The following is a 24,863-nucleotide window of genomic DNA, read 5'->3' as shown; positions in this document are numbered from 1 at the left end:
CTTGATTTCTTGTGCTTGCGATCAGGCCGAAACCCAATCGCTGCACTCGCATCAAGCGCCCACACTTATCGGTTGTTTAATTGTTAAAGAGCGGTCTTGCTAATTCTGTACTGCAAACTTCAAATCGTGGCGCTGATTTCCCAGCGCTTAGCGACTATCGAAACGTCAGGGTAAACCCTAATTTTTCGGCAACCGCCAAGCCCTCTACTATAACACAGCTTTTGCAGATTGCGCAACCGGCTTTTGCCTAATTTGCACCGCATCTTGCAACCCCGCTTAACTTTCAAGCGGCCCCGAGAAACTCGGAGGCTGGTTACTGCACAGGTGGCTGAAATTTCGATTCGGGTAAACCCTGATTCGTCATCACCAGCCAAGCCCAAGACTATAGCACAATTTTTGCAGATCTTGCAACTGGCTTCTGCCTAATTTGCTCCGATCTTTGCAATAACCGCTTGGCTTCATTTCTGACTGCCTTTGCGGCAGGCCGGCGAAGCTCGCTGACCTGTTGCACCTGCTTGGTTTCGCTGCTCAAAACTGTTTGAACTGCGAAGGAGCGAGACTATAGCACAGAAATTCTGCGTGTGCGGTCAGCATGACACCCATTTTGCAGAAATGTGATTCTTTATAGGGACGGAGCGCGTTCTAGCCCGCTTAGCCCCGCCCCCTCTCTATATATAGGTGGAGCAAGAGCTAGGGCCAGCGCTAAATGTAGTGGCCTGCTACTGCTATATACGGAGTTCCGTCGTTTCCTTGATCTGCTGGAGCGCGAAGAAGGAGCGCATGTCCACGACCGCAGGGTGGCGCATGAGGGTGTCCATGGCAAAGCGAGAGAAGTGGGCCAGGTCTGCTACCTGGATGCGAAGCAGATAGTCCATGTCGCCGGACATGGCGTAGCACTCGACGACTTCGGGCCAGAGCTGGACGTCGCGTGCGAAGTCGCTCATGGGTGCATGACTGGACCCGCTGTGCTTGTTCAAGCGGATGTTCACGTACGCGAGCAGCCCGAGCCCTACCTTGGCGGCGTCAATGAGCGCTACGTATTTCTTGATGAAGCCCTGCTCTTCCAGGCGGCGGACCCGGCGTAGGCAGGGACTGGGGGACAGGGAGACGCGGTCGGCCAGTTCCTGGTTGCTGAGCCGTCCGTCACGTTGAAGCTCAGCCAGAATCCTTAGATCTGTCCTATCAAGCTCAATTCCAGACATTTTCAACCCCTTAGTTTCAATAACGAGCAATATTATTGCTCAAGTCGCCAGGTTTCGCGCCATGTTTGCAATTGTCTGCCCGTCCTTCGTGCCTACAATCTGCGTCTAGACTTGAAGAACAAGTCGTCCTCACAAAACATGCAAGGGAGCAGACTTATGAGCAGCGCTTTCCAACCCTGGGACAACCCGATGGGCACCGCCGGGTTCGAGTTCATTGAATATGCCGCGCCGGACCCCGCCGCGCTGCGCAAGGTGTTTGAGCTGCTGGGCTTCAAAGCCATTGCCAAGCATCGTCACAAGGACGTGACCCTGTACCGCCAAGGTGGCGTGAATTTCCTGATCAACGCCGAACCCGATTCCTTTGCCCAGCGCTTTGCTCGCCTGCATGGTCCGTCGATCTGTGCGATTGGCTTTCGCGTGCAGGACGCCAACGCCGCCTACAAGCGCGCGCTGGAACTGGGTGCGTGGGGCTTTGACTCCCATAGCGGCCCGATGGAACTGAACATTCCTGCCATCAAGGGCATTGGCGATTCGCTGATCTATCTGGTGGACCGCTGGGCCGGCAAGGAAGGCCACGGCGGCATCGGCGACATCAGCATCTATGACGTGGACTTCATTCCGCTGGATCCAGCCAACGCGCAGACCGATGTGAACTGGCGCGGCGCGGGCCTGACGCTGGTGGACCACCTGACACATAACGTGCATAAGGGCCGCATGGCCGAGTGGTCGGAGTTCTACGAGCGCCTGTTCAACTTCCGTGAAGTGCGCTACTTCGACATCGAAGGCAAGGTGACAGGCGTGAAGTCCAAGGCGATGACGTCGCCCTGCGGCAATATCCGCATTCCCATCAACGAGGAAGGCACCGAAGAGAAAGGCCAGATTCAGGAGTACCTGGATCTCTACCGCGGCGAAGGCATCCAGCACATCGCCATGGCGACCGATGACATCTATGCGACGGTGGAAGCGCTTCGCCAGACGGGCGTCGTGTTTCTGGACACACCGGAGACCTATTACGAACTGCTTGATCGCCGCATGCCGAACCACGGCGAAGACGTGGATCGCCTCCAGAAGAACCGCATCCTGCTGGATGGCGCGCCGGACGGCGGACTGCTGCTGCAGATCTTCACCGAAAACCAGATCGGTCCGATCTTCTTTGAGATCATCCAGCGCAAGGGCAACGACGGCTTTGGTGAGGGCAACTTCAAGGCCCTGTTCGAATCCATCGAGCTGGACCAGATGCGACGCGGCGTTGTGAAGACCGTGGAATAAGGCTTGAAGACAGGCGCCAGGCGCGTGCGTCTACATCGCTTGTTCAAACCCCGCTGCGAAGCGGGGTTTTTCTTTGGGCGCTCAATCGGCGCAACGCAGTTCGCCGAACGGGGCCTTCAGTCGCGCGGAACGATTGCCGCGGCTCAGCGCACCAAGCGATCCTGGAATTGCTTGCGGAATTTGGCAACCTTGGGTGCGATCACAAACTGGCAATAGCCTTGCTCGGGATGCAGGGCGAAATAGTTGCTGTGATAGTCCTCGGCCTGCCAGAAATGCGCCGGCGCCAGCAGCTTGGTCACGATGGGCGCATCGTAGACTTTTTGCGCCTCGACCTCGGCGATGACGGCCTCGGCCTGCTCGCGCTGCGATTCGTTCTGCCAGAAGATGGCGGATTCGTACTGCGGGCCGATGTCGTTGCCCTGCCGCCCCGGGGTGGTGGGATCGTGGGTGGCGAAAAAGACGCGCAGCAGGTCGCTGAACGAGAGTTCGGCCGGGTCGAATTCGATGCGCGCGACTTCGATGTGGCCGGTGTCCTTGCCGCAGACCTGCTCGTAGCTGGGATTGTCGACGTGTCCGCCGCTGTAGCCCGGCAAGACGCTCTTGACCCCACGCAGCTCGGCAAACACTGCTTCGACGCACCAGAAGCAACCGCCGCCAAGAATGGCGACCTCATTGCCCGGTGATGGTTGTTCTGCCATGACGATTCCTTTGCTGTAGACGGCCGCTGCGCGCGGCCCGCGCCCCCGGCTTGGGTGCCGGGGCATGAGAATAAGGCTACTGCTTTGCCGGCGCCAGCGACAAGATCCATTCGGACAAGGCGCGGGCGTCTTCGGGCGTGACGTGGGTTTGGGCGGGCATGGGCACCGCGCCCCAGGCGCCGCGGCCGCCGCCGCGGATCTTGCCTGCCAGGTAATCCACCATGGCGTCGCCCTGCCCTGCGTATCGTTCCGCCACGCTCTTTAAGGGCGGCCCGACCCGTTTGGCTTCCACCTGATGACAGGCCATGCAGGCCTTGCTCTTGGCCAGATCCAGGCCAGTGGTTTGCGCATGCACCGCGCCAGCGCCCAGGGCGCCGGCCGCGGCCAACAACAGACTAATCTTCAAACGCATCGGTTACTGCCCCACGGCTGGCGGTGCTGGCGAGCTTGCCGAACTTGGCAAGCACACCGCGTGTATAGCGCGGCTTGGGCTGGACCCAGGCCTGGCGACGAGCCGCCATCTCTTCGTCGCTGATGTTGAGCTGCAGCAGCAGCTTGTGGGCATCGATGGTAACCGAATCGCCTTCCTGAATGAGGGCGATGGGACCGCCCACATACGCTTCTGGCGCGACGTGTCCCACCACCATGCCCCAGGTGCCGCCGGAAAAACGGCCATCGGTGATGAGCCCCACGGTTTCGCCCAGCCCTTGCCCCACCAGCGCGGACGTGGGCGCAAGCATCTCGCGCATGCCCGGGCCACCCTTGGGGCCTTCGTAGCGGATGACGACGACGTCGCCGTCGCGAATCTGCTGGGCCATGATGGCGGTCATTGCATCGTCTTCGGAATCGAACACGCGCGCGGGGCCAGTGATGACCGGGTTTTTCAGGCCGGTGATCTTGGCGACGCAGCCTTCGGGCGAGAGATTTCCCTTCAGGATGGCAAGGTGCCCCTGCGGATAGAGCGCGCGATCGATGGGCAGGATGACGTCCTGGTCCGCGCGCGGCGCGTCGGGTACGTCAGCCAGCGTTTCCGCGATGGTCTTGCCCGTGATGGTGATGCAATCGCCATGCAGCAGGCCCGCGTTGAGCAGGAGCTTCATGACTTGCGGAATGCCGCCTGCGCGATGCAGGTCGGTGGCCACGTACTTGCCGGACGGCTTCAGGTCGCAGAGCACGGGCACGCGCCGGCGGATGCGTTCGAAGTCGTCGATGGACCACGGCACTTCGGCGGCGTGCGCGATGGCCAGGAAATGCAGCACCGCGTTGGTGGAGCCGCCCGTGGCCATGATGACGGACACCGCGTTCTCGATGGCTTCGCGCGTGATGATGTCGCGCGGGCGCAGGTTGCGCTTGACCGCGTCGACCAGCACTCGCGCGGACTCGGCGGACGACGTGACCTTTTCCTCGTCTTCGTTGGCCATGGTGCTGGAATACGGCAGGCTCATGCCCATGGCTTCGAAGGCGGAGCTCATCGTATTTGCGGTGTACATGCCGCCGCAGGAACCCGAGCCGGGAATCGCGCATTTCTCGATCTGTTTGAAATCTTCTTCGGGCATGCGGCCCATGGTGTATTCGCCGACGGCTTCGAAGACGGACACGATGGTGAGGTCGTTGCCCTTATAGCGGCCCGGCTTGATGGTGCCGCCGTAGACATAGATGCCCGGCACGTTGGTGCGTGCCAGCGCGATCATGCCGCCGGGCATGTTCTTGTCGCATCCGCCGATGACGACGACGCCATCCATCCACTGGCCCTGCGCGGCGGTTTCGATGCAGTCGGCGATGACCTCGCGCGACACCAGCGAATACTTCATGCCTTCGGTGCCCATGGACATGCCATCGGAGATGGTGGGCGTGCCGAACACTTGCGGATTGGCGCGTGACGCGCGGATCGCGTCGATGGCGGCATCGGCCAGCCGTTGCAGGCCGCTATTACAGGGCGTGATCGTTGAATGGCCGTTGGCCACGCCGATCATGGGGTTCTGAAAATCAGCTTCTTTGTAGCCCAGCGCGTAGTACATCGCGCGGTTGGGTGCGCGCGCGACGCCTTCGGTGATGTGGCGGGAACGTTCGTTGTGCGGCATGGTCAGTGTCTCCTGTCGGCCGTCGGGGCGCGGACATGGCGAACGCACCCGGGGAAGCTGGCTCGCTTGGCATGCGAATCTTCAGTGCTCGCCGGTTATTATCATTCAACTTTATTGTGTCGGGCAGAACATGCTGGAATATCCAAAATTCGACCCCATCGCCCTGCAGATCGGGCCGCTCGCCATTCATTGGTATGGGCTGATGTACCTGGCGGGCTTCGCGCTCGTGTATTTGCTAGGCCGCCACCGCATCAAAAGCGGGCACACCACGTCGCTGAACGTGCGGGACCTGGAAGACCTGATCTTCTATAGCGTACTGGGCGTGGTGCTGGGTGGCCGGCTGGGATATGTGCTGTTCTACAAGCCGGGCTACTACCTGTCGCATCCGCTTGAGGTGCTGTACCTGTGGCAGGGCGGCATGTCCTTCCACGGCGGCCTGATCGGCGTGATTCTGGTGATGCTGCTGTTTGCACGCAAGAAGGGTCTGCCGTTCTTTGCGATCAGCGATTTCATCGCGCCGTTGATCCCGCTGGGCCTGGGCTTTGGCCGGCTGGGCAACTTCATCAATGGCGAACTGTGGGGCCGTCCCACCGACGTGCCGTGGGCGATGGTGTTTCCCGACAGCGGCGACGGATTGCCGCGCCATCCCTCCCAGCTCTATGAACTGGGCCTTGAAGGCATCGTGCTGTTTGCGCTGCTGTGGTGGTTTTCGAGCAAGCCGCGCCCGCTGGGACAGGTGAGCGGATTGTTCCTGATGGGCTATGGAACGTTCCGCTTCCTGGTGGAATTCACCCGCGAGCCGGACAACTTTCTGGGCCTGCTCGCGGGTGGATTGAGCATGGGACAGTGGCTGTCCCTGCCGATGGTCGCCCTGGGCGCCATCATGTTCAGTCTTACTGCAAAACGATCGTCCCGTTGACGGCGACGCTGACCGTCACGTTCCCTGCTTCGAGGGGAACGCTGACGTCGGCGCTGCTGAAGGAACCGCCTTTCGCCATGGCCGCGCCCATCATGCGCGGCATCGGCGCGGGAGCGCCGGAACCGCCGAGTTCGAGCTTGGACAGGCGGTAGCCGGAGAAACCGAACGCGTTGGCCGCAGCCAATGCCCGGTCCTTGAACGCCTGCGCCGCTTCTTTCAGAAGCTTGCGCTCTTCGGCTTCACGCGCAGCGTTCGACAGCGAGAAGCTGATGTTGGAAATGGCTGTCTTGTCGGAAAGCTTGGCAGCCAGCGCAGCGGCCGCCGCGAAGTCCTTCGATTCGAGCACGATCTCGCCCTGGCCGCGCCACGACGCGATCTTTCCCTTGGTGTTCATGTTGGGCCAGACATTGAAGTTGCTGGTGCGCACTTCCACGTCCTTGGTGTCGCGAGCGCGCTTGACCGCGTCTTCGAGCGCGGCAGTCAGCTTCTGGCCGGCGGCCGGCTGATCCGGCGCTTCGACTTCGGCCGACAGGGCGATGCGGACGGTGTCCTGCTTGACCTCGGAAGACGCCATCGCCTGCAAGGTCAGTTCCGGCGAACGGTTCTCGGCCGGCTCGGCGGCGGTCATCGCTGCGGGTGCCTGGGCTTGCGCGAAAACGGGTTGAGCCACAGCAATGGCGGCCACGGCTGCGCACGCCGCACCAAGCTTGGTGAGCGAAAAAACGGGGGGTTTGAACATGGACTGGTCCTATGTGGGAGGACGAAGGGGATTTGCCGAGAGGCACCCGACGCGGACCTGCGCTATGGCAGGTCCGCTGGGATAGATGCCCCGCCTGTGCCGTCAAGGCCGGCATCTCGAACCCTGAGGTTCAAGGTGGTCGCGTTCCGAAGAGCATCGGGTTCGTCTGCGAGAGACAATCACTCCAGCTCTGCACTCCCGCAACCAATATGCCAAAAAGACATAGGTTCAGAGAATGTATGGCCTAGTCACGAACACGGCAGGGACAAACTTGAAAATCTTGAATTCAGCGTATGAACGTTAAAGCAGTTTTTCCTGACCCGACAAGGCGTCATCGAGTACTGCGTTCATGTCCTCAATTCTACTCTTGAAGTCGCCGACCGCCAAACCGCCAAGCGGACCGTCAGGCGCTTTCATTGCGAGCAGCTCGCCGGCGATCTGCAATGCGGCCATCACTGCGATGCGTTCATTGCTGGACACCTTACCCGTGCCCTGGATGCGCAGCATGAGCTGATCGACATGGCGGACCGCGGCCAGCAGCGTGGGCTTTTCTTCGACGGAGCATGCAAGTGAATACTCACGGCCGAGGATCGATACGTCTACACGTTCCATTAGTGTTGCTCTCCGGACGGCGCACCCGGCAAGCGGGCCAGTACGGCGTCGATGCGCTCGCGGGCCGACGCGGCAGCCACACGCAAACGCTGTAGTTCTGTATCGCGCGATTGCAGGCTACCCTGCAGTTCGCTTTCGCGAGCGGCGAAGCGCGACTCGAGCGCGTGGCGCTCGGCGGTTTCGCGAGCCAGTTGTTCGCGCAGCGCGGCTTCCGACCGCTTGGCTTCTTCGAGCAGGGCCGAGACGGCACCGTCGTTATCTTGAAGCTTGCTTTGCAGCGTGACGACCTCGGCCTCGCGGTCAGCAGCGCGCTGCTTGAGCACGCGCTGTTCGGCTTCGAAGTCGTTCAGGCGAAGACGCAACGCGTCACGCTCGGCGTGGAGTTGGCGGGTGCGTTGCACCAGTTGCCCGATTCGGGCGGCGAGTTGGTCTAGATCTTGCAGCATGAGCGCTATCGTAAACCATCCTGGGTTGGACCGGGCCTCTTCACGCAAGGTGAGAAACCCGGCAATATTCAGTAGGAAATACGGTTGGGATTCGGCGCGCGAAGGTTACCGGCTCCTGCCTGCCAAGAAAAGTCCCCCTCCGTCGAAATTGCCGCATCCGGCTGATCCGGCTTTCGCGATTCTTTCTATAAACTTTCACTTAGCTTTCAAAAAGCCCTCAAACTTCCGGCCGCGTTACAAACGGGGATCGGGAGTTCCCCAATTTTAGGGAAAACCCCAGGCTTTCACCGACCTTACAGGGTTTGCAGCGTGGCAGGCGTCCATTACCATTCGGCCTTTCAAGAAACCACGACGTCGCTTTCAGAATAATTAATGGCACCCCGAAGTGCCTTTTTTGTGCCTGTCACTCGCCTTTCGGCGAGCGACTCTCCGGCTACAAACCTCTTTTATCTACATGCTGTAAACAGGAGCCAACCAATCATGCAGCTACGCAATCGACAGGACTTCTGGTCGGGGGTGATGTTCATCGCCCTTGGACTGGGATTCGCCTGGCAGGCCAGCAGCTACCAAATGGGTACTGCTGCCCGAATGGGCCCAGGGTACTTTCCTTTCTGGCTAGGCATTGTTCTTGCATTGCTCGGCGCCATCGTGCTGCTTGGCTCGCTGTCCAAGAAAGCCCATGAAACTCACGTCGACAAGTTCGACTGGCGCATCGTCTTCCTGGTGGTGGGCTCCGTCGTTCTGTACGGTCTGATCCTGAAGCTGCTGGGCGTGTACATCTCGGTGTTCGTGCTGGTGATCGTCAGCAGCCTTGCCAGCCATGAATTCAACCTGAAGGTCGCCATCGCCAACGGCATCTTCCTGGTGGTCTTCACGTACCTGGCATTCATCAAGGGGCTGGGGCTGATTTTCCCGCTGTGGCCGTCGTTTCTGGGCATGAACTAAGGAGCAACCGGTCATGGAATTGTTTGACAACCTGATGATGGGTTTCTCGGTGGCGTTCACGCCCGAGAACCTGCTGTACGCACTGCTGGGCTGCATCCTGGGGACGCTGATCGGCGTGCTGCCGGGCATCGGCCCCGTCCCGACCATCGCAATGCTGCTGCCGATCACGTACGTGCTGCCCCCGGTGGCCGGCCTGATCATGCTGGCGGGTATTTACTACGGCGCCCAGTACGGCGGCTCCACGACAGCCATTCTTGTGGCATTGCCAGGAGAAACGTCCGCGGTGGTGACCGTGCTGGACGGTCACCAGATGGCCCGCAACGGCCGGGCGGGCGCCGCGCTGGCAATTGCCGCGCTGGGTTCGTTCTTCGCCGGTTGCGTTGCCACGCTGCTGCTGGCTGCCTTTGCGCCCCCGCTCGCTGAAGTCGCGTTCAAGTTCGGCCCCGCCGAATACTTCTCGCTGATGTGCCTGGGCCTGGTTGGCGCCGTGGTGCTGGCCTCGGGTTCGCTGCCCAAGGCAATCGCGATGATCATCCTGGGCCTGCTGCTCGGCATGGTCGGTACCGACGTCAACTCGGGCGTTGCCCGCTTCGACTTCGGCGTGCCGGAACTGCAAGACGGTATCGACTTCGCCATCGTGGCCATGGGCGTGTTCGGCTTTGCCGAAATCATGACCAACCTGGAGCAGAAGGAAAACCGCGTCGACATCACCGACAAGATCGGCACGCTGTATCCCAACAAGCAGGAATTCAAGGAAGCCGCTCCCGCCGTGCTGCGTGGCACGGCCCTGGGTTCGGCCCTGGGTATTCTGCCGGGCGGTGGCGCGGTGCTGTCCTCGTTCGCTTCCTACACGCTGGAAAAGAAGATCTCGAAGAATCCGGAACGCTTCGGCAAGGGCCACCCGGCCGGCCTGGCAGGCCCGGAATCGGCGAACAATGCCGCAGCCCAGACCTCGTTCATTCCGCTGCTGACGCTTGGTATCCCCGGCAACGCCGTGATGGCGCTGATGGTGGGCGCCATGACGATTCACAACATCCAGCCCGGCCCGCAAGTCATGACGAGCCACCCGGAGCTGTTCTGGGGCCTGATCGCTTCGATGTGGATCGGCAACCTGATGCTGGTGGTGCTGAACCTGCCGCTGATCGGCCTGTGGGTCAAGCTGCTGAAGGTGCCCTACCGCATCCTGTTCCCGGCGATCCTGGTGTTCTGCACGATCGGTGTGTATTCACTTAACTACAACCCGTTCGACATCTTCACGACGGCCATGTTCGGCATCATCGGATATGTGTGGTCGAAGCTGAAGTGCGAAGGCGCTCCGCTGCTGCTGGGCCTGGTGCTGGGTCCCATGATGGAAGAGAACTTCCGCCGTGCCCTGCTGCTGTCCCGCGGCGACTTCACCACCTTCGTGACGCGTCCGCTGTCGGCTTCCCTGCTGGCCGTCGCCGTGTTCCTGGTGATCCTGGTGGCCCTGCCGGCCATCCGCAAGAAGCGCGAAGAAACCTTCGTCGAAGAAGAGTAAAGCTCAGCCGCCGCCCTGCCGCGGCGCTGTCCTCCAAAACCCCGGGCCTGCCCCGGGGTTTTTCTTTGGGCGCGCCCTGCGCCATCCGGCTGATGACTACTGAAAATTACCTACAGCAACAAATCGTACCTGGCCGATTTCATCTACGTTAAGCTACGGGTTTACCCCACGCGATGATTCGACATGAATTTCGACTGGAAGAATCCGTATCCGAGTACCCGCACGCCCGTCTTTGCCCGCAATGTTGTCGCCACCTCCCAACCGCTGGCCGCCCAGGCGGGCCTGCGCATTCTGGCGCAAGGCGGCAATGCCGTGGATGCGGCGATTGCCGCGGCAGCAACGCTGGCGCTGGTCGAGCCCGTCAGCAACGGTTTGGGTTCGGATTGCTTTGCCATCATCTGGGACGGCGCGAAGCTGCATGGGCTTAACGCTTCCGGACCGGCGCCCGCCGCCTGGAATGTGGACTACTTCCGGCGCAAGCATCAGAGCGCGGTGCCGGCGCGGGGTTGGGACAGCGTGACCGTCCCGGGCTGCGTGGCCGGCTGGGCTGCGTTGCACGAAAAGTTGGGCCGCCTGTCTTTCGTCGACATCCTGGCGCCCGCCATTGAATACGCCGAGCGCGGCTTCGCGATCACGCCGATGGTGCACCAGAAGTGGACGGCGCAGGCCGACATGCTGCAACCGCAGCCTGGCTTTGCCGATCATTTCCTGCCGCGCGGGCGTGCCCCGCACACCGGCGAACACTTCGTCCTGCAAGGCGCGGCGGCGACGCTCAAGCGCATTGCCGCAACCGGCGGGCGCGACTTCTACGAAGGCGAGACGGCGCACAAGCTGGTGGCGCACGCGCAGGCGCACGACGCGGCCCTGACGCTGAAGGATCTGGCAGACTACGCGCCCGAGTGGGTCACCCCGATCAGCCAGTCGTACCGCGGCCATACGCTGCACCAGATTCCACCCAACGGCCAGGGCATCGCAGCACTGATCGCACTCGGCATCCTGCAGAACTTCGATCTGGCGGCGCGTCCGGTCGATCATCCCGAGACGCAGCACCTGCTGATCGAAGCGATGAAACTGGCGTTTGCCGATGTCTACGCGCACGTGGCCGATGCGCGTCACATGCGGGTCGCGCCGGAGCAGATGCTGCGCGCCGACTACCTGGCCGAACGGGCGCGTCTGATCGATCCGCGAACGGCACAGACCTTCGCGACCGGCCACGCGCCGCAAGGCGGTACGGTCTACCTGACCGCCGCTGACCGCAACGGCATGATGGTCAGTTTCATCCAATCGAACTACATGGGGTTCGGATCCGGCGTCGTGGTGCCGGGCACGGGCGTCAGCCTGCAGAACCGCGGACACGGATTCAGCACCGATCCCGATCACGCCAACGTAGTCGCGGGCGGCAAGCGGCCGTTCCACACGATCATTCCGGGTTTTCTGATGCGGGATGGCGCACCGGTGATGAGCTTTGGCGTCATGGGCGGCAACATGCAGCCGCAGGGACAAATGCAGGCGCTGGTGCGCATGCTGGACTATGGCCAGCAGCCGCAGGCCGCGTGCGACGCGCCGCGCTGGAAGTGGAACCGCGGCCTGGAGGTGGACCTGGAGCCGACGGTGTCCCCCGCCATCGCGCAAGGACTGCGCGAGCGCGGCCATGTGCTGCAGGGAATGGACGATCCCTACATGGACTTTGGTTCGGGGCAATTCATCTGGCGGCTGGGTGATCCGGCCGTCGACGGCTACGTCAGCGCCAGCGACAGCCGCAGAGATGGACTCGCCGCCGGCTTTTGATTGCGTTAAGGTTAGTGTCCTGAAACAGACCTACCCTTATTCAGCGGAGCCCATTGCATGGCAACGATCGGTACCAAGAGCTACGACGCAGCCGTAGCCCAGAAAGTCGCTTTCCTCGGATTGGGCGTGATGGGCTTGCCCATGGCCGGTCACCTGGCCCGCGCCGGGCACGACGTCACTGTCTACAACCGGACCCCCGCCAAGGCGCAGGCCTGGGTCGCCGAGTTTGGCGGCCATAGCGCGGCCACCCCGCGCGAAGCCGTTGCCGGCGCGCAGATCGTCTTTGCCTGCGTGGGCAACGACGACGACCTGCGCAGCGTCGTGCTGGGTCCGGACGGCGCGTTCGCCGGCATGGCGCCGGGCGCCGTGTTCGTCGACCACACGACGGCTTCGGCCGATGTGGCGCGCGAACTCCACGCGAAAGCCAAGGAGCTGGGCCTGAACTTCGTTGATGCGCCCGTGTCGGGCGGTCAGGCTGGCGCCGTCAATGGCGCGCTGACGGTCATGTGCGGCGGCGAGCAGCCGGTGTTCGACGCCATCAAGCCCGTGGCCCAGTGCTTTGGCCGCGCGGTCACACTGGTCGGCCCTCCGGGCGCCGGCCAGCTTGCCAAAATGGTCAACCAGATCTGCATCGCCGGTATCGTGCAGGGCCTGTCCGAAGCCATCGCGTTCGGCCAGGCGGCCGATCTGGACATGAAGCAGGTGCTGGACGTCATCAGCAAGGGCGCGGCGCAGAGCTGGCAGATGGAGAACCGCGGCGGCACCATGGTCGACGACAAGTTCGACTTCGGTTTCGCGGTGGACTGGATGCGCAAGGATCTGGGCCTGGTGCTGGCCGAGGCGCGCAACAACGGCGCGCGCCTGCCGCTGACCGCGCTGGTGGATCAGTTCTATGGCGACGTCCAGAAACTGGGTGGCGGACGCTGGGACACGTCCAGCCTCATCAAGCGCCTGCGCGACTAAGCGTGCCATCCAAGCCGGCAATTTCCGGCCAATGAAAAGGCGAGCCTTCCGGCTCGCCTTTTTTCGTGATGTCGCCGCGCGAGGTCAGGCGGCGAGCGAGGCTTCGCGGGCGGCCGGCAGCAGCGCGTCGATGCGCTGCTTGGCCAGGGCCAATCCTTCCAGCGCGGCCACTTCACCCATGGCCATGCCTTCCGCGGCAATGAAGGTGACTTCGGTCATGCCCAGGAATGCCAGCATCTGGCGCAGGTACGGCGTCATCGTGTCGGACGGTGTGCCTTCCGCCTTGCCGCCGCGCGCCGTCAGCACGACCACCTGTTTACCCTTGACGAGCCCCTCGGGCACGCCTTCCGGCGTATAACGGAACGTGACACCGGCCCGCGCCAGGTGATCCAGATAAGACTTGAACTGCGCCGGCAGATTGAAGTTGTACACGGGCACGGCAAAGACGATGCGGTCGGCTTCCATGAGCTCGGCGACGAGGGAGTCGCTCAGTTCCACCAGACGTTGCTGTTCAACGGTGCGCGATTCAGCCGGCGTGAACAGGGCGCCAGCGGTGTTGCCGTCGAAGTAAGGAATGGGTTGCGTGCCGATGTCGCGGACCTTGATGGCCGAGGCCGGATTGGACGCCTTGACGCGGGCGATCAGATGATCGGCCAATTGCTTGCTGTTGGAACGTTCGCCGAGAATCGAGGAAAGGATGACCAGGGTTTTCATTGCAGATATCTCCAGTGGGCCCGCCCGGGGCGGACGGTCTGGATCTGTCAGCGCCGCACCCGTCAGGATGATCGGGCGGGGCCTTGCCGCTTGGGCGGCGTTGGCAGATCCGTTGTGCATGGCGAGACTGTAGCGGGACCGATTGAATACATAAATACGGGTATGATGAACTGTTCGTTCCAAACATAGAACAATCATGCAAGATCTCAATGACCTCTACTATTTTTCGCAAGTCGTCGAGCAAGGAGGCTTCAGCGCCGCAGCGCGCGCGCTGGACATTCCAAAATCCCGTCTATCCCGCCGTATATCCCATCTGGAAGAAAGCCTGGGCGTGCGCCTTTTGCAGCGCACGACGCGCCGGCTGCGGCTGACGTCCGCCGGCGAGCGCTACCTGCACTACTGCCGGGAAATGGCCGCGTCGGCGCGCGCGGCGGACGATGCCATGCGGCAATTGCAGGCGGAGCCGACCGGCCCGGTGATCGTGAGCTGCCCCGTGTCGATCGCCCAGGACGTGCTGGCGCCCCTGCTGCCGGAATTCCTGGATGCGTGGCCGGCGATATCGGTGCAATTGCTGGTGACCAACCGGCGGGTGGACCTGATCCGCGAGGGCGTGGACCTGGCGCTGCGGGTGCGCACGAAGCTCGACACGGATGCAGAATTGGTTGTCCGGCACCTGGGCACGGCGCGCGGCACGCTGGTGGCCAGTCCGGGATATCTGCAGCGCCACGGCGCGCCGGATACGCCGCAGGATCTGGCCTCGCACGTCACGCTGAGCTTCAGCGATCCGCAAAACGAAGTCCGGTGGCCCCTGCGCAATGACAAGGGCGAAGAGGTGCAGATCGAGCTGAAGCCGCAACTGTCGTGCAACGACTTCATCGTGCTGACGGAAGCCGCCGTGCGCGGACGCGGCATCGCGTTGCTGCCGTCGATCGCCACGCAAGAGGAACTGCGACGCGGGCAGTTGGTGCCGGTGCTGCCGCAATGGCAGTCGCCCGAGGGCATCGTGCACTGCATTTATCCGTCACGGCGGGGCATGATGCCCGCCGTGCGGACGCTGCTGGATTTTCTGTCGCAGCGCCTGCCCTCGATGTACCAGCGGCTGGAGAAGGACGTGACGCCCGCGCCTCAGTAGCCGCGCGAGCGCTCCACCACGCCGGTGATGGATTCGCCGCGCATCAGCCGCGCGACCTTGCCCGCGATCTGTTCGATGCTTTCGTCGCGCAGCGTGCGTGCGGCGATATGCGGCGTGACGTGGACGCGCGGGTCGTGCCAGAAAGGATGGTCCTTGGGCAGCGGTTCGGTGCGAAAGACGTCGAGCGTGGCGCCCGCGATCTCGCCCTCTTCGAGCATCTGCACCAGATCGTCCTCGACCAGATGCTCGCCGCGTCCCACGTTGACCAGATGCGCGCCAGGCAGCAACTGCGACAGCGTTTCGCGATTCAGGATGCCCTGAGTGTCGGGCGTCAGCGGCAGCACGTTGACCAGAAAGCGCGTGCGGCCCAGAAACGCGGGCAAGGCGGCCTCGCCAGCAAAGGATTCGACACCGGGAATGTCGCGCGGCGAGCGTGACCAGCCGGCCACGGGATAGCCGAACTCGGCCAGCGTCTGCGCCACGCGCGCCCCCACCTGCCCCAGCCCGAGAACGCCCACGGGCCAGTCGGCCTGCCGGGTGCCCTCGCGGGTGTCCCAATGCTGCCGGGCCTGAGCCTGGTCGAAGGCTTCGAAATCGCGCGAGACGCGCAGCAGCGCATACAGCGCGTATTCGGCCATCTGCACTGACATGCCGGCGTCTTCAAGGCGCACGATGCGCACGTGGGCGGGGATCTCCGGCATCTTCAGCAAGGCATCGACGCCTGCACCAAGATTGAAGAGCGTCTGCAAGCCGGTTTCGTGCTGGAAGAGCTGGACGGGCGGACGCCACACCAGCGCGACCTCCGCGCCGGACGGCGGGCCGTCGGGATTCCATACCGAAATACGGCAGCCGGGCATGGCGGCCTCGAGGCGAGGCACCCAGGCGTCAGGATCGTGATGGGGACAAGCAAAGAGAATGTGCATGGTGGCAGCGGGCTGGCGAAGAAAAGCCAAAGCATGAGGGATGCCGCCGCACAAATCAAACGGCCCGGCAAAAGCCGGGCCGCGTGTGCCACCTGCAGGGCAAGGCATCAGGCGGTCTGCGGCACCTCGGGCTTGTTCTTGCCCTTGTTGCGGCGCACGAAGGCCCAGACCTGCAGCGCGATCAGCAAGGCGCTTGCGCCAATGAACCACGCGCTGATCGGACGCTCGACGAACACGGCCAGGTCACCGCGCGACAGCAGCAGTGCACGGCGGAAATTCTCTTCGACCATGGGGCCGAGCACGAAACCCAGCAGAATGGGCGCCACCGAGAATTCCAGCGTCATCAGAACCGCGCCGATCACACCGAAGGCCAGCACTTCCCAGATCTGGAAGAGACTGTTCTGCGTGCTGTAGACGCCCACCGCGATGAAGAACAGCGCTGAGGGGAAGAGGTAGCGGTACGGCACCTGCAGCAGCTTGACCCACACGCCGATGAGCGGCACGTTCAGCACCATGAGCAGCACGTTGCCCACCCAGAAGCTGGCGATCAGGCCCCAGAAGATGTCCGGGTGCTCAGTGATGAGCTGCGGGCCGGGCTGGATGCCCTGGATCAGCAGCGCGCCCAGGATCAGCGCCATCACGGCGTCGCCCGGAATGCCCAGGCTCATCGTCGGGATGAAGTCGACCTGCGTCTTGGAGTGCGACGACGCTTCGGGCGATGCCACGCCGGCGATCATGCCGGTGCCGAACTTTTCAGGCGTCTTGGAGACCTTGCGTTCCAGCGCGTAGGCGACGAACGTGGTGATGGTCGGGCCGGTGCCGGGCATGGCGCCGAACAGCGTGCCGACGGCCGTGCCGCGCACCATGGGCCAGAAGGCGGTCTTCAGTTCCTGCTTGCTGGGCCGCATGTCGCGCAGACGCAGCTTGGCGCCGCTGCCGATGATGGTCATGCGGTTCACGCTCATCAGGAAGTCGGCCACGCCGAACAGGCCCATCGAGATCGCGACCAGTTCCAGTCCATCGGAGAGGTCGAGCAGGCCGAACGAAAACCGGATGGTGCCCGTGTTCACGTCGGTGCCGACCACGCCGCACATCAGGCCGAACAGCGTCATCGCCACGCCCTTGAGCGGCGAGCCGCGCGACATGGTGGCGCCAGCCAATAGGCCCAACAGCATGATCGAGAAGATTTCGGTCGGGCCGAACTTGAACGCGATCTCCACCAGCAGCGGCGAGGCAAAGATCATGACGATGATGCCGACCGACGCCGCGAAGAACGAGCAGATCATCGTGATGCCGAGCGCTGTTCCGCCCTTGCCCTGCTTGGTCAGTGGATAACCATCAAGACACGTGACCGCGTGCGGCGGATGCGACGGCAGGTTGAGCAGGATGGCGCCGATGGCGCCCCCGTACTGCGAGCCATAGAAAATGCCGGCCAGCATCAGGATGGCGGGCACGGGCTGCATGACGTAGGTCAGCGGCAAGAGGATGGAAATCGCGGACAGCGCGCCCATGCCGGGCAGCACGCCGATGAGGTTGCCCACCAGCACGCCAAAGAACGACCACATCAGGTTGTGCCATTGGAACGCGACGCCAAAGCCGTACCAAAGGTCTACCAAAGCTTGAGAAATCATGGCGCATCAACCCCAGCGGAACAGCGGAAGCTGCAGTTGCAGCGCCCACCAGAAAACGACGACCGCGATCGCGGACATGGCGACCGACAGCAGGATGGCCTGTTTGATCGTGTTCTTGCGGTCGCCCAGCGCCGAGATGAAGACGATGGCGAACGTGGCGGGCAGCAGGCCGCCGTAATGACCCAGCAGCAGGAAGGCCAGGATGCCGAGCAGGATGCAGACGCTGCCCCTGATATCGGGCATGCCGGTGGGGTGGCCTTCAGCGGGCGCGGGCGTCGAGGGTTCCGCCGAGCGTGCGGACATCGCGATCAGCAAGCCCGTCAGCGCCAGCAGGCCGCCGAGCGCCGCGGGAAAGAAGCCCGGGCCCATGTGGCTGAGCGAGCCGATGTGATAGTCCGTGCCGCCATAGACAGCGGCCAGGCCGATCAGGACCATCAGCGCGCCGCCGTAATAGTCCTTTCTGTTGATTGTCTTTTTCACTTCCGTCCTCCTTCCTTGTACCGGACCGCGCCGGCCTTTCATGCGCTGCACGAAGCGGACAGCGCCCGGCCCCTGACGACAGGCCGGACCGCAGATTACGGAAGGAAGCTGCTAATCCGCTTTCTGTGCGCTGTCGCATTCCTGAATCCGGGGGTTATCCCTGATCGGCAGGCGCGGTGTGCGCGAAAAAAGCGGGCAGTGAAGACGCGGGCCTTGAAGAAGGAGCGATGAATAAGTAGCCGCGTTGTGAAGCGCCTTCTTATTCATCACCCAACTATTGGTCGCCCTTGAGCTGGACCTCGGCGGGGCGCGGGTACTGCGACACGGTGGGCGCCAGCGGCAGCCACAGCACCGACGCGAGGCCGACGCCGCCCTGGTCGTTGGGCTCGCCATCGCGCAGTTCGATGTCGCCTTCGTTGCGCCGGGCATAGGCGCGTGCGATGCCCAGACCCAGGCCGGAACCGGAGGAGGTCACCGGCTTGTCCATGCCCACGCGCTCGAAACGCGTGAATGCGCGCGTGCGCATAACGGGCTCCAGGCCGGGCCCGTTGTCGGATACGGAGACCTGGACGCGGCTGTCGGTGCGGCACACGGAAACCGTGATGCGCGCGCCGATGGGTGCGTAATGGATGGCGTTGTGCACGAGATTGGACAGGGCCTCGTGCAGTTCGGCCTCGTTGCCGGACACCGGCACCGGCGTGTCCTGGCCGTCTTCCGGGTCGGCCTGCACCCAGCCCAGGTCCTGCTGCTTTTCGTGCGCCAGCGGCAGGTACTGCAGCACGACTTCGCGCGACACGGCGTTCATGTCGAGCAATTGGCGCGGGGTCTGGCCGGCCTGGTGGGCGTGCGCCAGAGACAGCAGCTGCTCGGTCAGCCGGCGCGTGCGCCCGAGCTGGTCGACGATGGCGCGCAGTCCTTCGCGCACCCGCGCAGGATCGCGTTCCCGCAGGGTGTACTGGGCCTGCGTCAGCATGATGGCGAGCGGCGTGCGCAATTGATGCGAGGCGTCGGCAAGGAAGTTGGATTGTTCGTCCAGCACCCGCCGGTAGCGGGCAATGTGGTGATTGACGGCTTCGACGAGCGGTGCGACTTCGCTCGGTACGCGCGAGGCGTCCAGCGGCGTCAGGTCGTCGGGCCGGCGTGCGCGGATGTCAGCCTGCAGCCGGCGCAGCGGCTTCAGGGCCCAGGACACGCCCCACCAGACCAGCAGCACGACCAGCGCCAGCATCCGCGAATCGCGCAGGATTTCCTGGCGCCGCGCGTTGTTCTCGGCCTCGATGCGCTTGCCGGTGCTTTCTGCCACGACGACGAGCACCTGGCGATGCTGGCCCTGGTAATAGAGATCCCGCACGACCGACACGACGCGCACGGGGTCGTTGCGGTACACGCTGTCGTAGAAGATGGGTTGGCCGTTGGACCGGGGCCAGGACGGCGGGCGCGGCATCTCCGGCATGCCGAGCAGCGTCTTGCCCTGCGTCGGCGGCACGGCCGCACCGTCGGGCAGGGGCGGATCGATTTCCTCGATGCGGAAATACTTGCGCAGGCCCGCCCGCGATTCGAGCATGACCTGCGCGTACAGCGGCGTGGCCACCTGCAGGTTGCCGTCGGGCGTGAATTCCAGGCTGCTTTCCAGCACGCGCGCTGGTTCGACCAAGGCGCTGTCGTAGGCTTCGTTGGTGATCTCGGCCAGGGTGCGGTAGTCGTTCAGGCTGTCGATAACGAGCAGCACCACCACGCCGGGCAGCAGCAGAATGATGAGAAGCGCGCGGATGCCGACGCGCGGCAGTCCGGGTATCCGCAGGCTCACTTAGGGTTCCGCGGACTCGCTGGCGACGCTTTCCAGCATGTAGCCCAGCCCGCGCACGGTCACGATGCGCACGTCGCTGCCGGCCAGCTTCTTGCGCAGGCGGTGCAGCACGACCTCGATGGCGTCCGGATTGGCTTCGCTGTCGTGTGTGAAGACCTTGCCGAACAACTGCGACTTATCCACCGGATAGCCGCTGCGCGTCAGCAGCGCCGCCAGGGCGGCGTGTTCGCGCGGAGTCAGGAACAGCAGCGATCCATCCAGCGTGAACGCACGGCTTTCGCTGTCGTAGGACAGGGAGCCACATTGCAGGCGCGGATGCTGGCGGCCGCGGCTGCGGCGCACAAGCGCCGTCAGACGGGCTTCGAGTTCTTCGAGCGCGAAGGGTTTGGTCAGGAAGTCGTCGGCGCCGAGATTCAGGCCGCGCACGCGATCCTGCAGCGCGCCCTGCGCGGTCAGGAGCAGGACGGGCGTGCGGTCGTCGCGGTTGCGCATTTCTCGGAGGACGACGAGGCCATGCTTGTCGGGCAGGCGCAAGTCCATGACGATGGCATCGTATTCGGTGCCCGCCATGAAGGCTTCGGCCGTGCGCGCGTCTGCCGCGTGATCGGGCACGAATCCGCTCTGGGCGAGCGCGCGCATCAGCCAGGACGCCATGTCCCGTTCGTCTTCAACCAACAATATGCGCATGACCGTCCGTTCCTTCGGGCAAATTCTCTGCTGCCCGCTGACCATGCACCCGTTGGCGCAGGTAGCGGGTCTCGTGATGGCGCCGAAAGAGGATAGCCGACAACTCGTTCAACGCCTGGGTATAGACGTCTCGCTTGAACTCGATGACAGCATCCAGTGGAACCCAGTACTGGCTCCAGCGCCAGGCGTCGAATTCCGGATGCTGCGTCGCGCGCAAGCAAACATCACTGTCACGTCCCACCAGGCGCAACAAGAACCAAATCTGTTTTTGTCCTTTATAGTGGCCACGCCACTCACGCCGGACAAAGTGATCGGGCACGTTATAACGTAACCAATCGCGTGTACGCCCCAAAATACGGACATGCTCGGGCTTCAGGCCCACTTCTTCATGGAGTTCGCGATACATGGCCTGCACCGGGCTTTCGCCATACTTGATGCCGCCCTGGGGGAACTGCCACGCATGTTCCCTGATACGCTTGCCCCAAAAGACCTCGTTTCTAGTGTTGACGAGAATGATGCCGACATTGGGGCGGTAGCCTTCGCGGTCAAGCATGGGCCACCCCCACCGAATTCAATACAATTACGGTCGATTATACGTATCTGCTGCCACCTTTAAACATGCGCGCATCCAACTACCACATCAACACCCTCAAAGAAGCCCCGTCCGAAGCGGAAGTCGCCAGCCACCAGCTGATGACCCGCGCCGGGATGATCCGCAAGCTCGCGGGCGGCATCTACACCTACATGCCGCTGGGCCTGAAGGTCATCCGCAAGGTCGAGGCGATCATCCGCGAAGAAATGAACGCGGCGGGCGCCATCGAATTGCTGATGCCCGTGGTGCAGCCGGCCGAACTCTGGCAGGAATCCGGCCGCTGGGAGCAATACGGCGCCGAACTGCTGCGCATCAAGGATCGGCACCAGCGCGATTTCGTGCTGCAGCCGACGTCCGAGGAAGTCATCACGGACATCGCGCGCAATGAAATCCACAGCTACCGCCAGTTGCCGCTGAACTTCTATCACATTCAGACCAAGTTCCGGGACGAGCGCCGTCCGCGCTTCGGCCTGATGCGCGGACGCGAGTTCACGATGAAGGATGCGTACTCCTTCGACCGCGACGAAGCCGGCGCCCAGCAGAGCTACGACACCATGTTCGCCGCCTACATGCGCATCTTCGGCCGCCTGGGCCTGGAGTTCCGCGCGGTGGCGGCCGACACGGGCTCCATCGGCGGCACGCGCAGCCACGAGTTCCAGGTGATCGCCGACACGGGCGAAGACCTGCTGGTCTACAACGCAGACTCGGACTACGCCGCCAACATCGAGTTGGCCGAGGCGCCCAGCCTGTACCCGATCCGCGCGGCCGCCGCCCAGGCGATGGAAGACGTTGCGACGCCCGGCGCCGCCAAGTGCGAGGACGTGGCCACGCTGCTGGGCATTGCGCTGGAACGCACGATCAAGTCGATCGTCCTGGCCACCGATGGCGAAAAGGGCAAGGTCGACATCTGGCTGCTCCTGCTGCGCGGCGACCATGAACTGAATGAAATCAAGGCGGGCAAGCTGCCGGGCCTGGCGGGCTTCCGCTTTGCCACCGAAACCGAGATCGTCGAGCACTTCGGCTGCAAGCCCGGCTACCTGGGCCCGGTCAAGACGGCCAAGCCGGTCCACGTGATCGCCGACCGCACCGTGGCCAACATGGCCGATTTCGTGTGCGGCGCCAACCGCGAAGATTTCCACACCCAGGGCGTGAACTGGGGCCGCGACCTGCCCGAGCCCGAACTCGTTGCCGACCTGCGCAACGTGGTCGCCGGAGACCCCTCGCCCGACGGCAAGGGCACGCTGTCGATCCAGCGCGGCATCGAAGTGGGCCACGTCTTCTACCTGGGCAAGAAATACTCCGAAGCCCTGAAGGCCACGTTCCTGGATGAAACCGGCAAGCCGGCCGTGCTGGAAATGGGCTGCTACGGCATCGGCGTGACCCGCATCGTGGGCGCCGCCATCGAGCAGAACCACGACGCGCGCGGCATCATCTGGCCCCGTGCGCTCGCGCCGTTCGAGGTCGTGATCTGCCCGGTGGGCTGGGGCAAAAGTGAAACGGTGCGTGACACCGCCCAAAAGCTCTATGAATCCCTGCTGGCGCGTGGCGTCGATGTGGTGCTGGACGACCGCGATGCCCGCCCCGGCGTCATGTTTGCCGAGTGGGAATTGATCGGTGCGCCGCTGCGTGTAACAGTTGGAGAACGCGGCCTGAACGATGGTGTGGTGGAATTGCAGGCCCGTCGGGAAACCGAAGCGGCCAAGATTCCGGTAGAGTCCGCGCTTGAGGCCGTGCTGACCAAGCTCGACACGCTCTAACCCTATAGTTGCTACGGACTTCCCGCGTCCCGATCTGCACCATCATCATTTGAGTAACGTGACCGACCCGAAGTCCGCCGAATCCACCCTGCAAGTCCGCGTCTACTATGAAGACACGGATGCCGGCGGGGTGGTTTTCTACGCCAACTACTTGAAATTCCTGGAGCGGGCCCGCACCGAATGGCTGCGGGACCTTGGCGTCAACCAGTCCGGACTGGCCGCCAGCGAGCAACGGTTGTTCGTTGTCCGCGCCTTGGACATGTCCTACCGCAAACCGGCCAGACTGGACGATTTGCTTACCATACGCAGCCGAGTCACCAAACTGGGCCGCGCTTCGATACACTTCGCGCAGCGCGCGGAGCGCAACGGGGAACTGCTTGCCGAAGGCAACATCCAAGTCTGTTGCGTCGATGCCGTTCACATGCGGCCGGCGGAGTTGCCGGCTGACATTCGCGCAAAACTGGAATTCATTCAGGAATAACCATGCAAGTCACCAACGACATGTCGTTGCTTTCGCTGATTTCGCACGCCAGCGTGCCGGTCCAGCTGATCATGCTGATGCTGTTGGGCATCTCGATCATGTCCTGGACCTATATCTTCGCCAAGCGCATGGCCATCAAGCGGGCGCATGACCAGACGCGCCGCTTCGAAGACGACTTCTGGTCGGGCGGCGACCTGTCGATGCTGCAACAGGCCGTGGCCTCGCGCCGCGACGAGCAAGGCGCCCTTGCCCGCATCTTCGATGCCGGCATGACCGAATTCCTGAAGGCCCGCCGCGGGAACGCCAGCGGCGACGCAACGGCCGTGCTGGACGGTCCGCGCCGTGCCATGCGCGCCGCTTACCAGCGCGAAATGGACTCGCTGGAATCCCATCTCAACTTCCTGGCGTCCGCCGGCTCGGTGTCCCCGTACATCGGCCTGCTGGGCACGGTCTGGGGCATCATGCACGCCTTCATCGGCCTGTCGAACATGCAGCAGGCCACGCTGGCCTCGGTGGCCCCAGGCATTGCCGAGGCGCTGATCGCCACCGCGATCGGCCTGTTCGCCGCCATCCCGGCCGTGGTTGCCTACAACCGCTTCACGAATGACATCGACCGCATTTCGATCCGCTTCGACAGCTTCGTCGATGAATTCCTGAACATTCTGCAACGGCAGGTGCGCTAATGCCCTCGGTGAGCTCGCGCGGCAGGTCCGGCCGCCGCATGAAGGCCGACATCAACGTGGTGCCCTACATCGACGTGATGCTGGTGCTGCTGGTCATCTTCATGGTGACCGCGCCCCTGATCACGCCCGGGCTGATCCAGCTTCCGTCGGTGGGCGCCGCCTCCGACGTGCCGGTCAAGCCCCTGGAAGTCCAGATTTCAGAAGACGGCAAGATCGCGCTGCGCATGCGCGAAGCCGGCGCCACCATGCAGGACATCGCGCGCACCGAACTGGTCGCGCAAGTGCGTTCGCGCATTACCGCGGAAACGCCAGTGGTGATCGCCGCCGACGGCAAGGTGCCCTACGAGACGGTCGTGAAGGTCATGGACGAGCTGCGCACCAACGGCATCACCCGCCTGGGCCTGCTGGTGGACCAGTCCGGCGCCGCCTCCCAGCCCGCCACCGCCAAGAAACGCTAACGCGCCGCCCTTTGCCGGCCCGGCCGGCATGCACCGCACATGACGCCACCCATAATTCGACACCGCAGCGGCCCGCCGGCCACCCCGCCCAACAACGACAACCGGAATTCGATGATTCTGGCTGTGGCGGTGCACCTGCTGCTGCTGGTTGCCCTGATCTTTGGCGTGAACTGGCATACCGAGAACCCTGGCCCCGTCCAGGTGCAACTCTGGGCAGACGGCAATTCGCCCGTCTCGCCGCCGCCCACGCCGCAACCCGAACCGCCCAAGCCGCAACCCAAGCCCCCGCCCGAGCCGGAGCCGGAAACGACGCCCGAGCCGCCTCCTCCGCCGCCCC

At 63.3% G+C, this 24,863-nt stretch carries 25 protein-coding genes, 1 other RNA gene and 1 pseudogene; 12 read left to right on the top strand and 15 right to left on the bottom strand.

The window, feature by feature from the left end:
- Window positions 1-725 precede the first annotated feature (725 nt).
- Window positions 726-1,202 (bottom strand): Lrp/AsnC family transcriptional regulator, encoded by a 477-nt coding sequence (locus AC6LJW_RS26940; RefSeq protein WP_056566859.1) that lies wholly within the window; start codon window positions 1,200-1,202, stop codon window positions 726-728.
- Between the two features lie 156 nt (window positions 1,203-1,358).
- Between AC6LJW_RS26940 and hppD the strand changes: the two genes are divergently transcribed.
- Window positions 1,359-2,471: a 4-hydroxyphenylpyruvate dioxygenase gene (gene hppD, locus AC6LJW_RS26935; protein ID WP_056564167.1), complete on the top strand. Its 1,113-nt coding sequence runs from the start codon at window positions 1,359-1,361 to the stop codon at window positions 2,469-2,471.
- Between the two features lie 143 nt (window positions 2,472-2,614).
- On the opposite strand, the gene msrA is transcribed toward hppD, so the two are convergent.
- The 3 genes from msrA to ilvD all read right to left on the bottom strand — a co-directional run bounded on the left by msrA (window position 2,615) and on the right by ilvD (window position 5,250).
- Window positions 2,615-3,169: a peptide-methionine (S)-S-oxide reductase MsrA gene (gene msrA / locus AC6LJW_RS26930; protein WP_056564168.1), complete on the bottom strand. Its 555-nt coding sequence runs from the start codon at window positions 3,167-3,169 to the stop codon at window positions 2,615-2,617.
- A 76-nt stretch (window positions 3,170-3,245) separates the two neighbouring features.
- Complete coding sequence (locus AC6LJW_RS26925; RefSeq protein WP_056564170.1) at window positions 3,246-3,581, bottom strand: c-type cytochrome; 336 nt, start codon at window positions 3,579-3,581, stop codon at window positions 3,246-3,248.
- The gene (gene ilvD / locus AC6LJW_RS26920) at window positions 3,565-5,250 is read right to left on the bottom strand and encodes a dihydroxy-acid dehydratase (protein WP_498088754.1); all 1,686 of its coding nucleotides are present in this window, start codon (window positions 5,248-5,250) and stop codon (window positions 3,565-3,567) included. Before ilvD ends, AC6LJW_RS26925 begins: the two co-directional genes overlap by 17 nt.
- 130 nt (window positions 5,251-5,380) lie before the next feature.
- Here ilvD and lgt point away from each other — a divergent pair, with 130 nt between their 5' ends.
- Entirely contained in the window at window positions 5,381-6,169 is a 789-nt protein-coding gene (gene lgt / locus AC6LJW_RS26915; RefSeq protein ID WP_092579583.1) for a prolipoprotein diacylglyceryl transferase, read from the top strand.
- On the opposite strand, the gene AC6LJW_RS26910 is transcribed toward lgt, so the two are convergent.
- The 4 genes from AC6LJW_RS26910 to AC6LJW_RS26895 all read right to left on the bottom strand — a co-directional run bounded on the left by AC6LJW_RS26910 (window position 6,144) and on the right by AC6LJW_RS26895 (window position 7,966).
- On the bottom strand, window positions 6,144-6,908 hold the full coding sequence (locus AC6LJW_RS26910; RefSeq protein ID WP_498088753.1) for an SIMPL domain-containing protein: 765 nt from the start codon (window positions 6,906-6,908) through the stop codon (window positions 6,144-6,146). The two genes, lgt and AC6LJW_RS26910, sit on opposite strands and share 26 nt — an antisense overlap.
- An 83-nt stretch (window positions 6,909-6,991) precedes the next feature.
- Window positions 6,992-7,177: non-coding RNA, 6S RNA (gene ssrS / locus AC6LJW_RS26905), on the bottom strand.
- Between the two features lie 31 nt (window positions 7,178-7,208).
- Window positions 7,209-7,520 (bottom strand): cell division protein ZapA, encoded by a 312-nt coding sequence (locus AC6LJW_RS26900; protein ID WP_056564173.1) that lies wholly within the window; start codon window positions 7,518-7,520, stop codon window positions 7,209-7,211.
- Window positions 7,520-7,966, bottom strand: a complete 447-nt coding sequence (locus AC6LJW_RS26895; protein ID WP_056564183.1) for a hypothetical protein — start codon at window positions 7,964-7,966, stop codon at window positions 7,520-7,522. Before AC6LJW_RS26895 ends, AC6LJW_RS26900 begins: the two co-directional genes overlap by 1 nt.
- A 480-nt stretch (window positions 7,967-8,446) precedes the next feature.
- Here AC6LJW_RS26895 and AC6LJW_RS26890 point away from each other — a divergent pair, with 480 nt between their 5' ends.
- The 4 genes from AC6LJW_RS26890 to AC6LJW_RS26875 all read left to right on the top strand — a co-directional run bounded on the left by AC6LJW_RS26890 (window position 8,447) and on the right by AC6LJW_RS26875 (window position 13,181).
- Window positions 8,447-8,911 carry a tripartite tricarboxylate transporter TctB family protein gene (locus AC6LJW_RS26890; RefSeq protein ID WP_056564185.1) on the top strand — a complete coding sequence of 155 codons (465 nt, stop codon included), beginning with the start codon at window positions 8,447-8,449 and terminating at the stop codon, window positions 8,909-8,911.
- 13 nt (window positions 8,912-8,924) lie between these two features.
- On the top strand, window positions 8,925-10,430 hold the full coding sequence (locus tag AC6LJW_RS26885; RefSeq protein WP_498088752.1) for a tripartite tricarboxylate transporter permease: 1,506 nt from the start codon (window positions 8,925-8,927) through the stop codon (window positions 10,428-10,430).
- Between the two features lie 183 nt (window positions 10,431-10,613).
- Complete coding sequence (locus tag AC6LJW_RS26880; RefSeq protein ID WP_498088751.1) at window positions 10,614-12,218, top strand: gamma-glutamyltransferase family protein; 1,605 nt, start codon at window positions 10,614-10,616, stop codon at window positions 12,216-12,218.
- 57 nt (window positions 12,219-12,275) lie between these two features.
- Entirely contained in the window at window positions 12,276-13,181 is a 906-nt protein-coding gene (locus tag AC6LJW_RS26875) for an NAD(P)-dependent oxidoreductase (RefSeq protein ID WP_056564192.1), read from the top strand.
- An 84-nt stretch (window positions 13,182-13,265) separates the two neighbouring features.
- Here AC6LJW_RS26875 and AC6LJW_RS26870 read toward each other — a convergent pair whose 3' ends face one another.
- Window positions 13,266-13,895, bottom strand: coding sequence for an FMN-dependent NADH-azoreductase (locus tag AC6LJW_RS26870; protein WP_056564195.1), 630 nt, complete (start codon window positions 13,893-13,895; stop codon window positions 13,266-13,268).
- 196 nt (window positions 13,896-14,091) lie between these two features.
- Here AC6LJW_RS26870 and AC6LJW_RS26865 point away from each other — a divergent pair, with 196 nt between their 5' ends.
- Window positions 14,092-15,027: a LysR family transcriptional regulator gene (locus AC6LJW_RS26865; protein ID WP_056564198.1), complete on the top strand. Its 936-nt coding sequence runs from the start codon at window positions 14,092-14,094 to the stop codon at window positions 15,025-15,027.
- Here the strand turns inward: AC6LJW_RS26865 and AC6LJW_RS26860 are convergent.
- From AC6LJW_RS26860 to AC6LJW_RS26835, 6 genes are all read right to left on the bottom strand, one after another.
- Entirely contained in the window at window positions 15,021-15,950 is a 930-nt protein-coding gene (locus AC6LJW_RS26860; protein ID WP_056564199.1) for a 2-hydroxyacid dehydrogenase, read from the bottom strand. The genes AC6LJW_RS26865 and AC6LJW_RS26860 overlap by 7 nt on opposite strands.
- Before the next feature lie 107 nt (window positions 15,951-16,057).
- Complete coding sequence (locus AC6LJW_RS26855; protein WP_056564202.1) at window positions 16,058-17,581, bottom strand: tripartite tricarboxylate transporter permease; 1,524 nt, start codon at window positions 17,579-17,581, stop codon at window positions 16,058-16,060.
- Between the two features lie 6 nt (window positions 17,582-17,587).
- Window positions 17,588-18,016, bottom strand: coding sequence for a tripartite tricarboxylate transporter TctB family protein (locus AC6LJW_RS26850; RefSeq protein ID WP_056566861.1), 429 nt, complete (start codon window positions 18,014-18,016; stop codon window positions 17,588-17,590).
- Between the two features lie 319 nt (window positions 18,017-18,335).
- Window positions 18,336-19,868, bottom strand: a complete 1,533-nt coding sequence (locus AC6LJW_RS26845; protein WP_498088750.1) for a sensor histidine kinase — start codon at window positions 19,866-19,868, stop codon at window positions 18,336-18,338.
- Window positions 19,869-20,555: a response regulator gene (locus tag AC6LJW_RS26840; protein ID WP_056327910.1), complete on the bottom strand. Its 687-nt coding sequence runs from the start codon at window positions 20,553-20,555 to the stop codon at window positions 19,869-19,871.
- Window positions 20,536-21,108, bottom strand: a complete 573-nt coding sequence (locus tag AC6LJW_RS26835) for an RNA pyrophosphohydrolase (protein ID WP_056327909.1) — start codon at window positions 21,106-21,108, stop codon at window positions 20,536-20,538. The genes AC6LJW_RS26840 and AC6LJW_RS26835 overlap by 20 nt, the downstream gene beginning before the upstream one ends.
- A 65-nt stretch (window positions 21,109-21,173) precedes the next feature.
- Here AC6LJW_RS26835 and AC6LJW_RS26830 point away from each other — a divergent pair, with 65 nt between their 5' ends.
- From AC6LJW_RS26830 to AC6LJW_RS26810, 5 genes and pseudogenes are all read left to right on the top strand, one after another.
- On the top strand, window positions 21,174-22,904 hold the full coding sequence (locus AC6LJW_RS26830; protein ID WP_498088749.1) for a proline--tRNA ligase: 1,731 nt from the start codon (window positions 21,174-21,176) through the stop codon (window positions 22,902-22,904).
- Between the two features lie 58 nt (window positions 22,905-22,962).
- Window positions 22,963-23,385, top strand: a complete 423-nt coding sequence (gene ybgC, locus AC6LJW_RS26825) for a tol-pal system-associated acyl-CoA thioesterase (RefSeq protein ID WP_056564208.1) — start codon at window positions 22,963-22,965, stop codon at window positions 23,383-23,385.
- Between the two features lie 2 nt (window positions 23,386-23,387).
- On the top strand, window positions 23,388-24,068 hold the full coding sequence (gene tolQ / locus AC6LJW_RS26820; RefSeq protein WP_056564211.1) for a protein TolQ: 681 nt from the start codon (window positions 23,388-23,390) through the stop codon (window positions 24,066-24,068).
- Entirely contained in the window at window positions 24,068-24,526 is a 459-nt protein-coding gene (gene tolR / locus AC6LJW_RS26815) for a protein TolR (RefSeq protein ID WP_056564214.1), read from the top strand. Before tolQ ends, tolR begins: the two co-directional genes overlap by 1 nt.
- Window positions 24,527-24,565: 39 nt before the next feature.
- Window positions 24,566-24,863: pseudogene (locus AC6LJW_RS26810) on the top strand (cell envelope integrity protein TolA); the annotation flags it as partial.

It is taken from the genome of Achromobacter sp. 1012554356 (assembly GCF_059760815.1).
Note: the sequence above shows the minus strand (reverse complement) of the source record. Positions and strands in the feature narration are given on the sequence as shown.

Bases quoted from the DNA above. Each gene is read 5' to 3' on its own strand.
- AC6LJW_RS26940 (WP_056566859.1), bottom strand. From the start codon at position 1,202: ATGTCTGGAATTGAGCTTGATAGGACAGATCTAAGGATTCTGGCTGAG.
- hppD (WP_056564167.1), top strand. From the start codon at position 1,359: ATGAGCAGCGCTTTCCAACCCTGGGACAACCCGATGGGCACCGCCGGG.
- msrA (WP_056564168.1), bottom strand. From the start codon at position 3,169: ATGGCAGAACAACCATCACCGGGCAATGAGGTCGCCATTCTTGGCGGC.
- AC6LJW_RS26925 (WP_056564170.1), bottom strand. From the start codon at position 3,581: ATGCGTTTGAAGATTAGTCTGTTGTTGGCCGCGGCCGGCGCCCTGGGC.
- ilvD (WP_498088754.1), bottom strand. From the start codon at position 5,250: ATGCCGCACAACGAACGTTCCCGCCACATCACCGAAGGCGTCGCGCGC.
- lgt (WP_092579583.1), top strand. From the start codon at position 5,381: ATGCTGGAATATCCAAAATTCGACCCCATCGCCCTGCAGATCGGGCCG.
- AC6LJW_RS26910 (WP_498088753.1), bottom strand. From the start codon at position 6,908: ATGTTCAAACCCCCCGTTTTTTCGCTCACCAAGCTTGGTGCGGCGTGC.
- AC6LJW_RS26900 (WP_056564173.1), bottom strand. From the start codon at position 7,520: ATGGAACGTGTAGACGTATCGATCCTCGGCCGTGAGTATTCACTTGCA.
- AC6LJW_RS26895 (WP_056564183.1), bottom strand. From the start codon at position 7,966: ATGCTGCAAGATCTAGACCAACTCGCCGCCCGAATCGGGCAACTGGTG.
- AC6LJW_RS26890 (WP_056564185.1), top strand. From the start codon at position 8,447: ATGCAGCTACGCAATCGACAGGACTTCTGGTCGGGGGTGATGTTCATC.
- AC6LJW_RS26885 (WP_498088752.1), top strand. From the start codon at position 8,925: ATGGAATTGTTTGACAACCTGATGATGGGTTTCTCGGTGGCGTTCACG.
- AC6LJW_RS26880 (WP_498088751.1), top strand. From the start codon at position 10,614: ATGAATTTCGACTGGAAGAATCCGTATCCGAGTACCCGCACGCCCGTC.
- AC6LJW_RS26875 (WP_056564192.1), top strand. From the start codon at position 12,276: ATGGCAACGATCGGTACCAAGAGCTACGACGCAGCCGTAGCCCAGAAA.
- AC6LJW_RS26870 (WP_056564195.1), bottom strand. From the start codon at position 13,895: ATGAAAACCCTGGTCATCCTTTCCTCGATTCTCGGCGAACGTTCCAAC.
- AC6LJW_RS26865 (WP_056564198.1), top strand. From the start codon at position 14,092: ATGCAAGATCTCAATGACCTCTACTATTTTTCGCAAGTCGTCGAGCAA.
- AC6LJW_RS26860 (WP_056564199.1), bottom strand. From the start codon at position 15,950: ATGCACATTCTCTTTGCTTGTCCCCATCACGATCCTGACGCCTGGGTG.
- AC6LJW_RS26855 (WP_056564202.1), bottom strand. From the start codon at position 17,581: ATGATTTCTCAAGCTTTGGTAGACCTTTGGTACGGCTTTGGCGTCGCG.
- AC6LJW_RS26850 (WP_056566861.1), bottom strand. From the start codon at position 18,016: ATGGTCCTGATCGGCCTGGCCGCTGTCTATGGCGGCACGGACTATCAC.
- AC6LJW_RS26840 (WP_056327910.1), bottom strand. From the start codon at position 20,555: ATGCGCATATTGTTGGTTGAAGACGAACGGGACATGGCGTCCTGGCTG.
- AC6LJW_RS26835 (WP_056327909.1), bottom strand. From the start codon at position 21,108: ATGCTTGACCGCGAAGGCTACCGCCCCAATGTCGGCATCATTCTCGTC.
- AC6LJW_RS26830 (WP_498088749.1), top strand. From the start codon at position 21,174: ATGCGCGCATCCAACTACCACATCAACACCCTCAAAGAAGCCCCGTCC.
- tolQ (WP_056564211.1), top strand. From the start codon at position 23,388: ATGCAAGTCACCAACGACATGTCGTTGCTTTCGCTGATTTCGCACGCC.
- tolR (WP_056564214.1), top strand. From the start codon at position 24,068: ATGCCCTCGGTGAGCTCGCGCGGCAGGTCCGGCCGCCGCATGAAGGCC.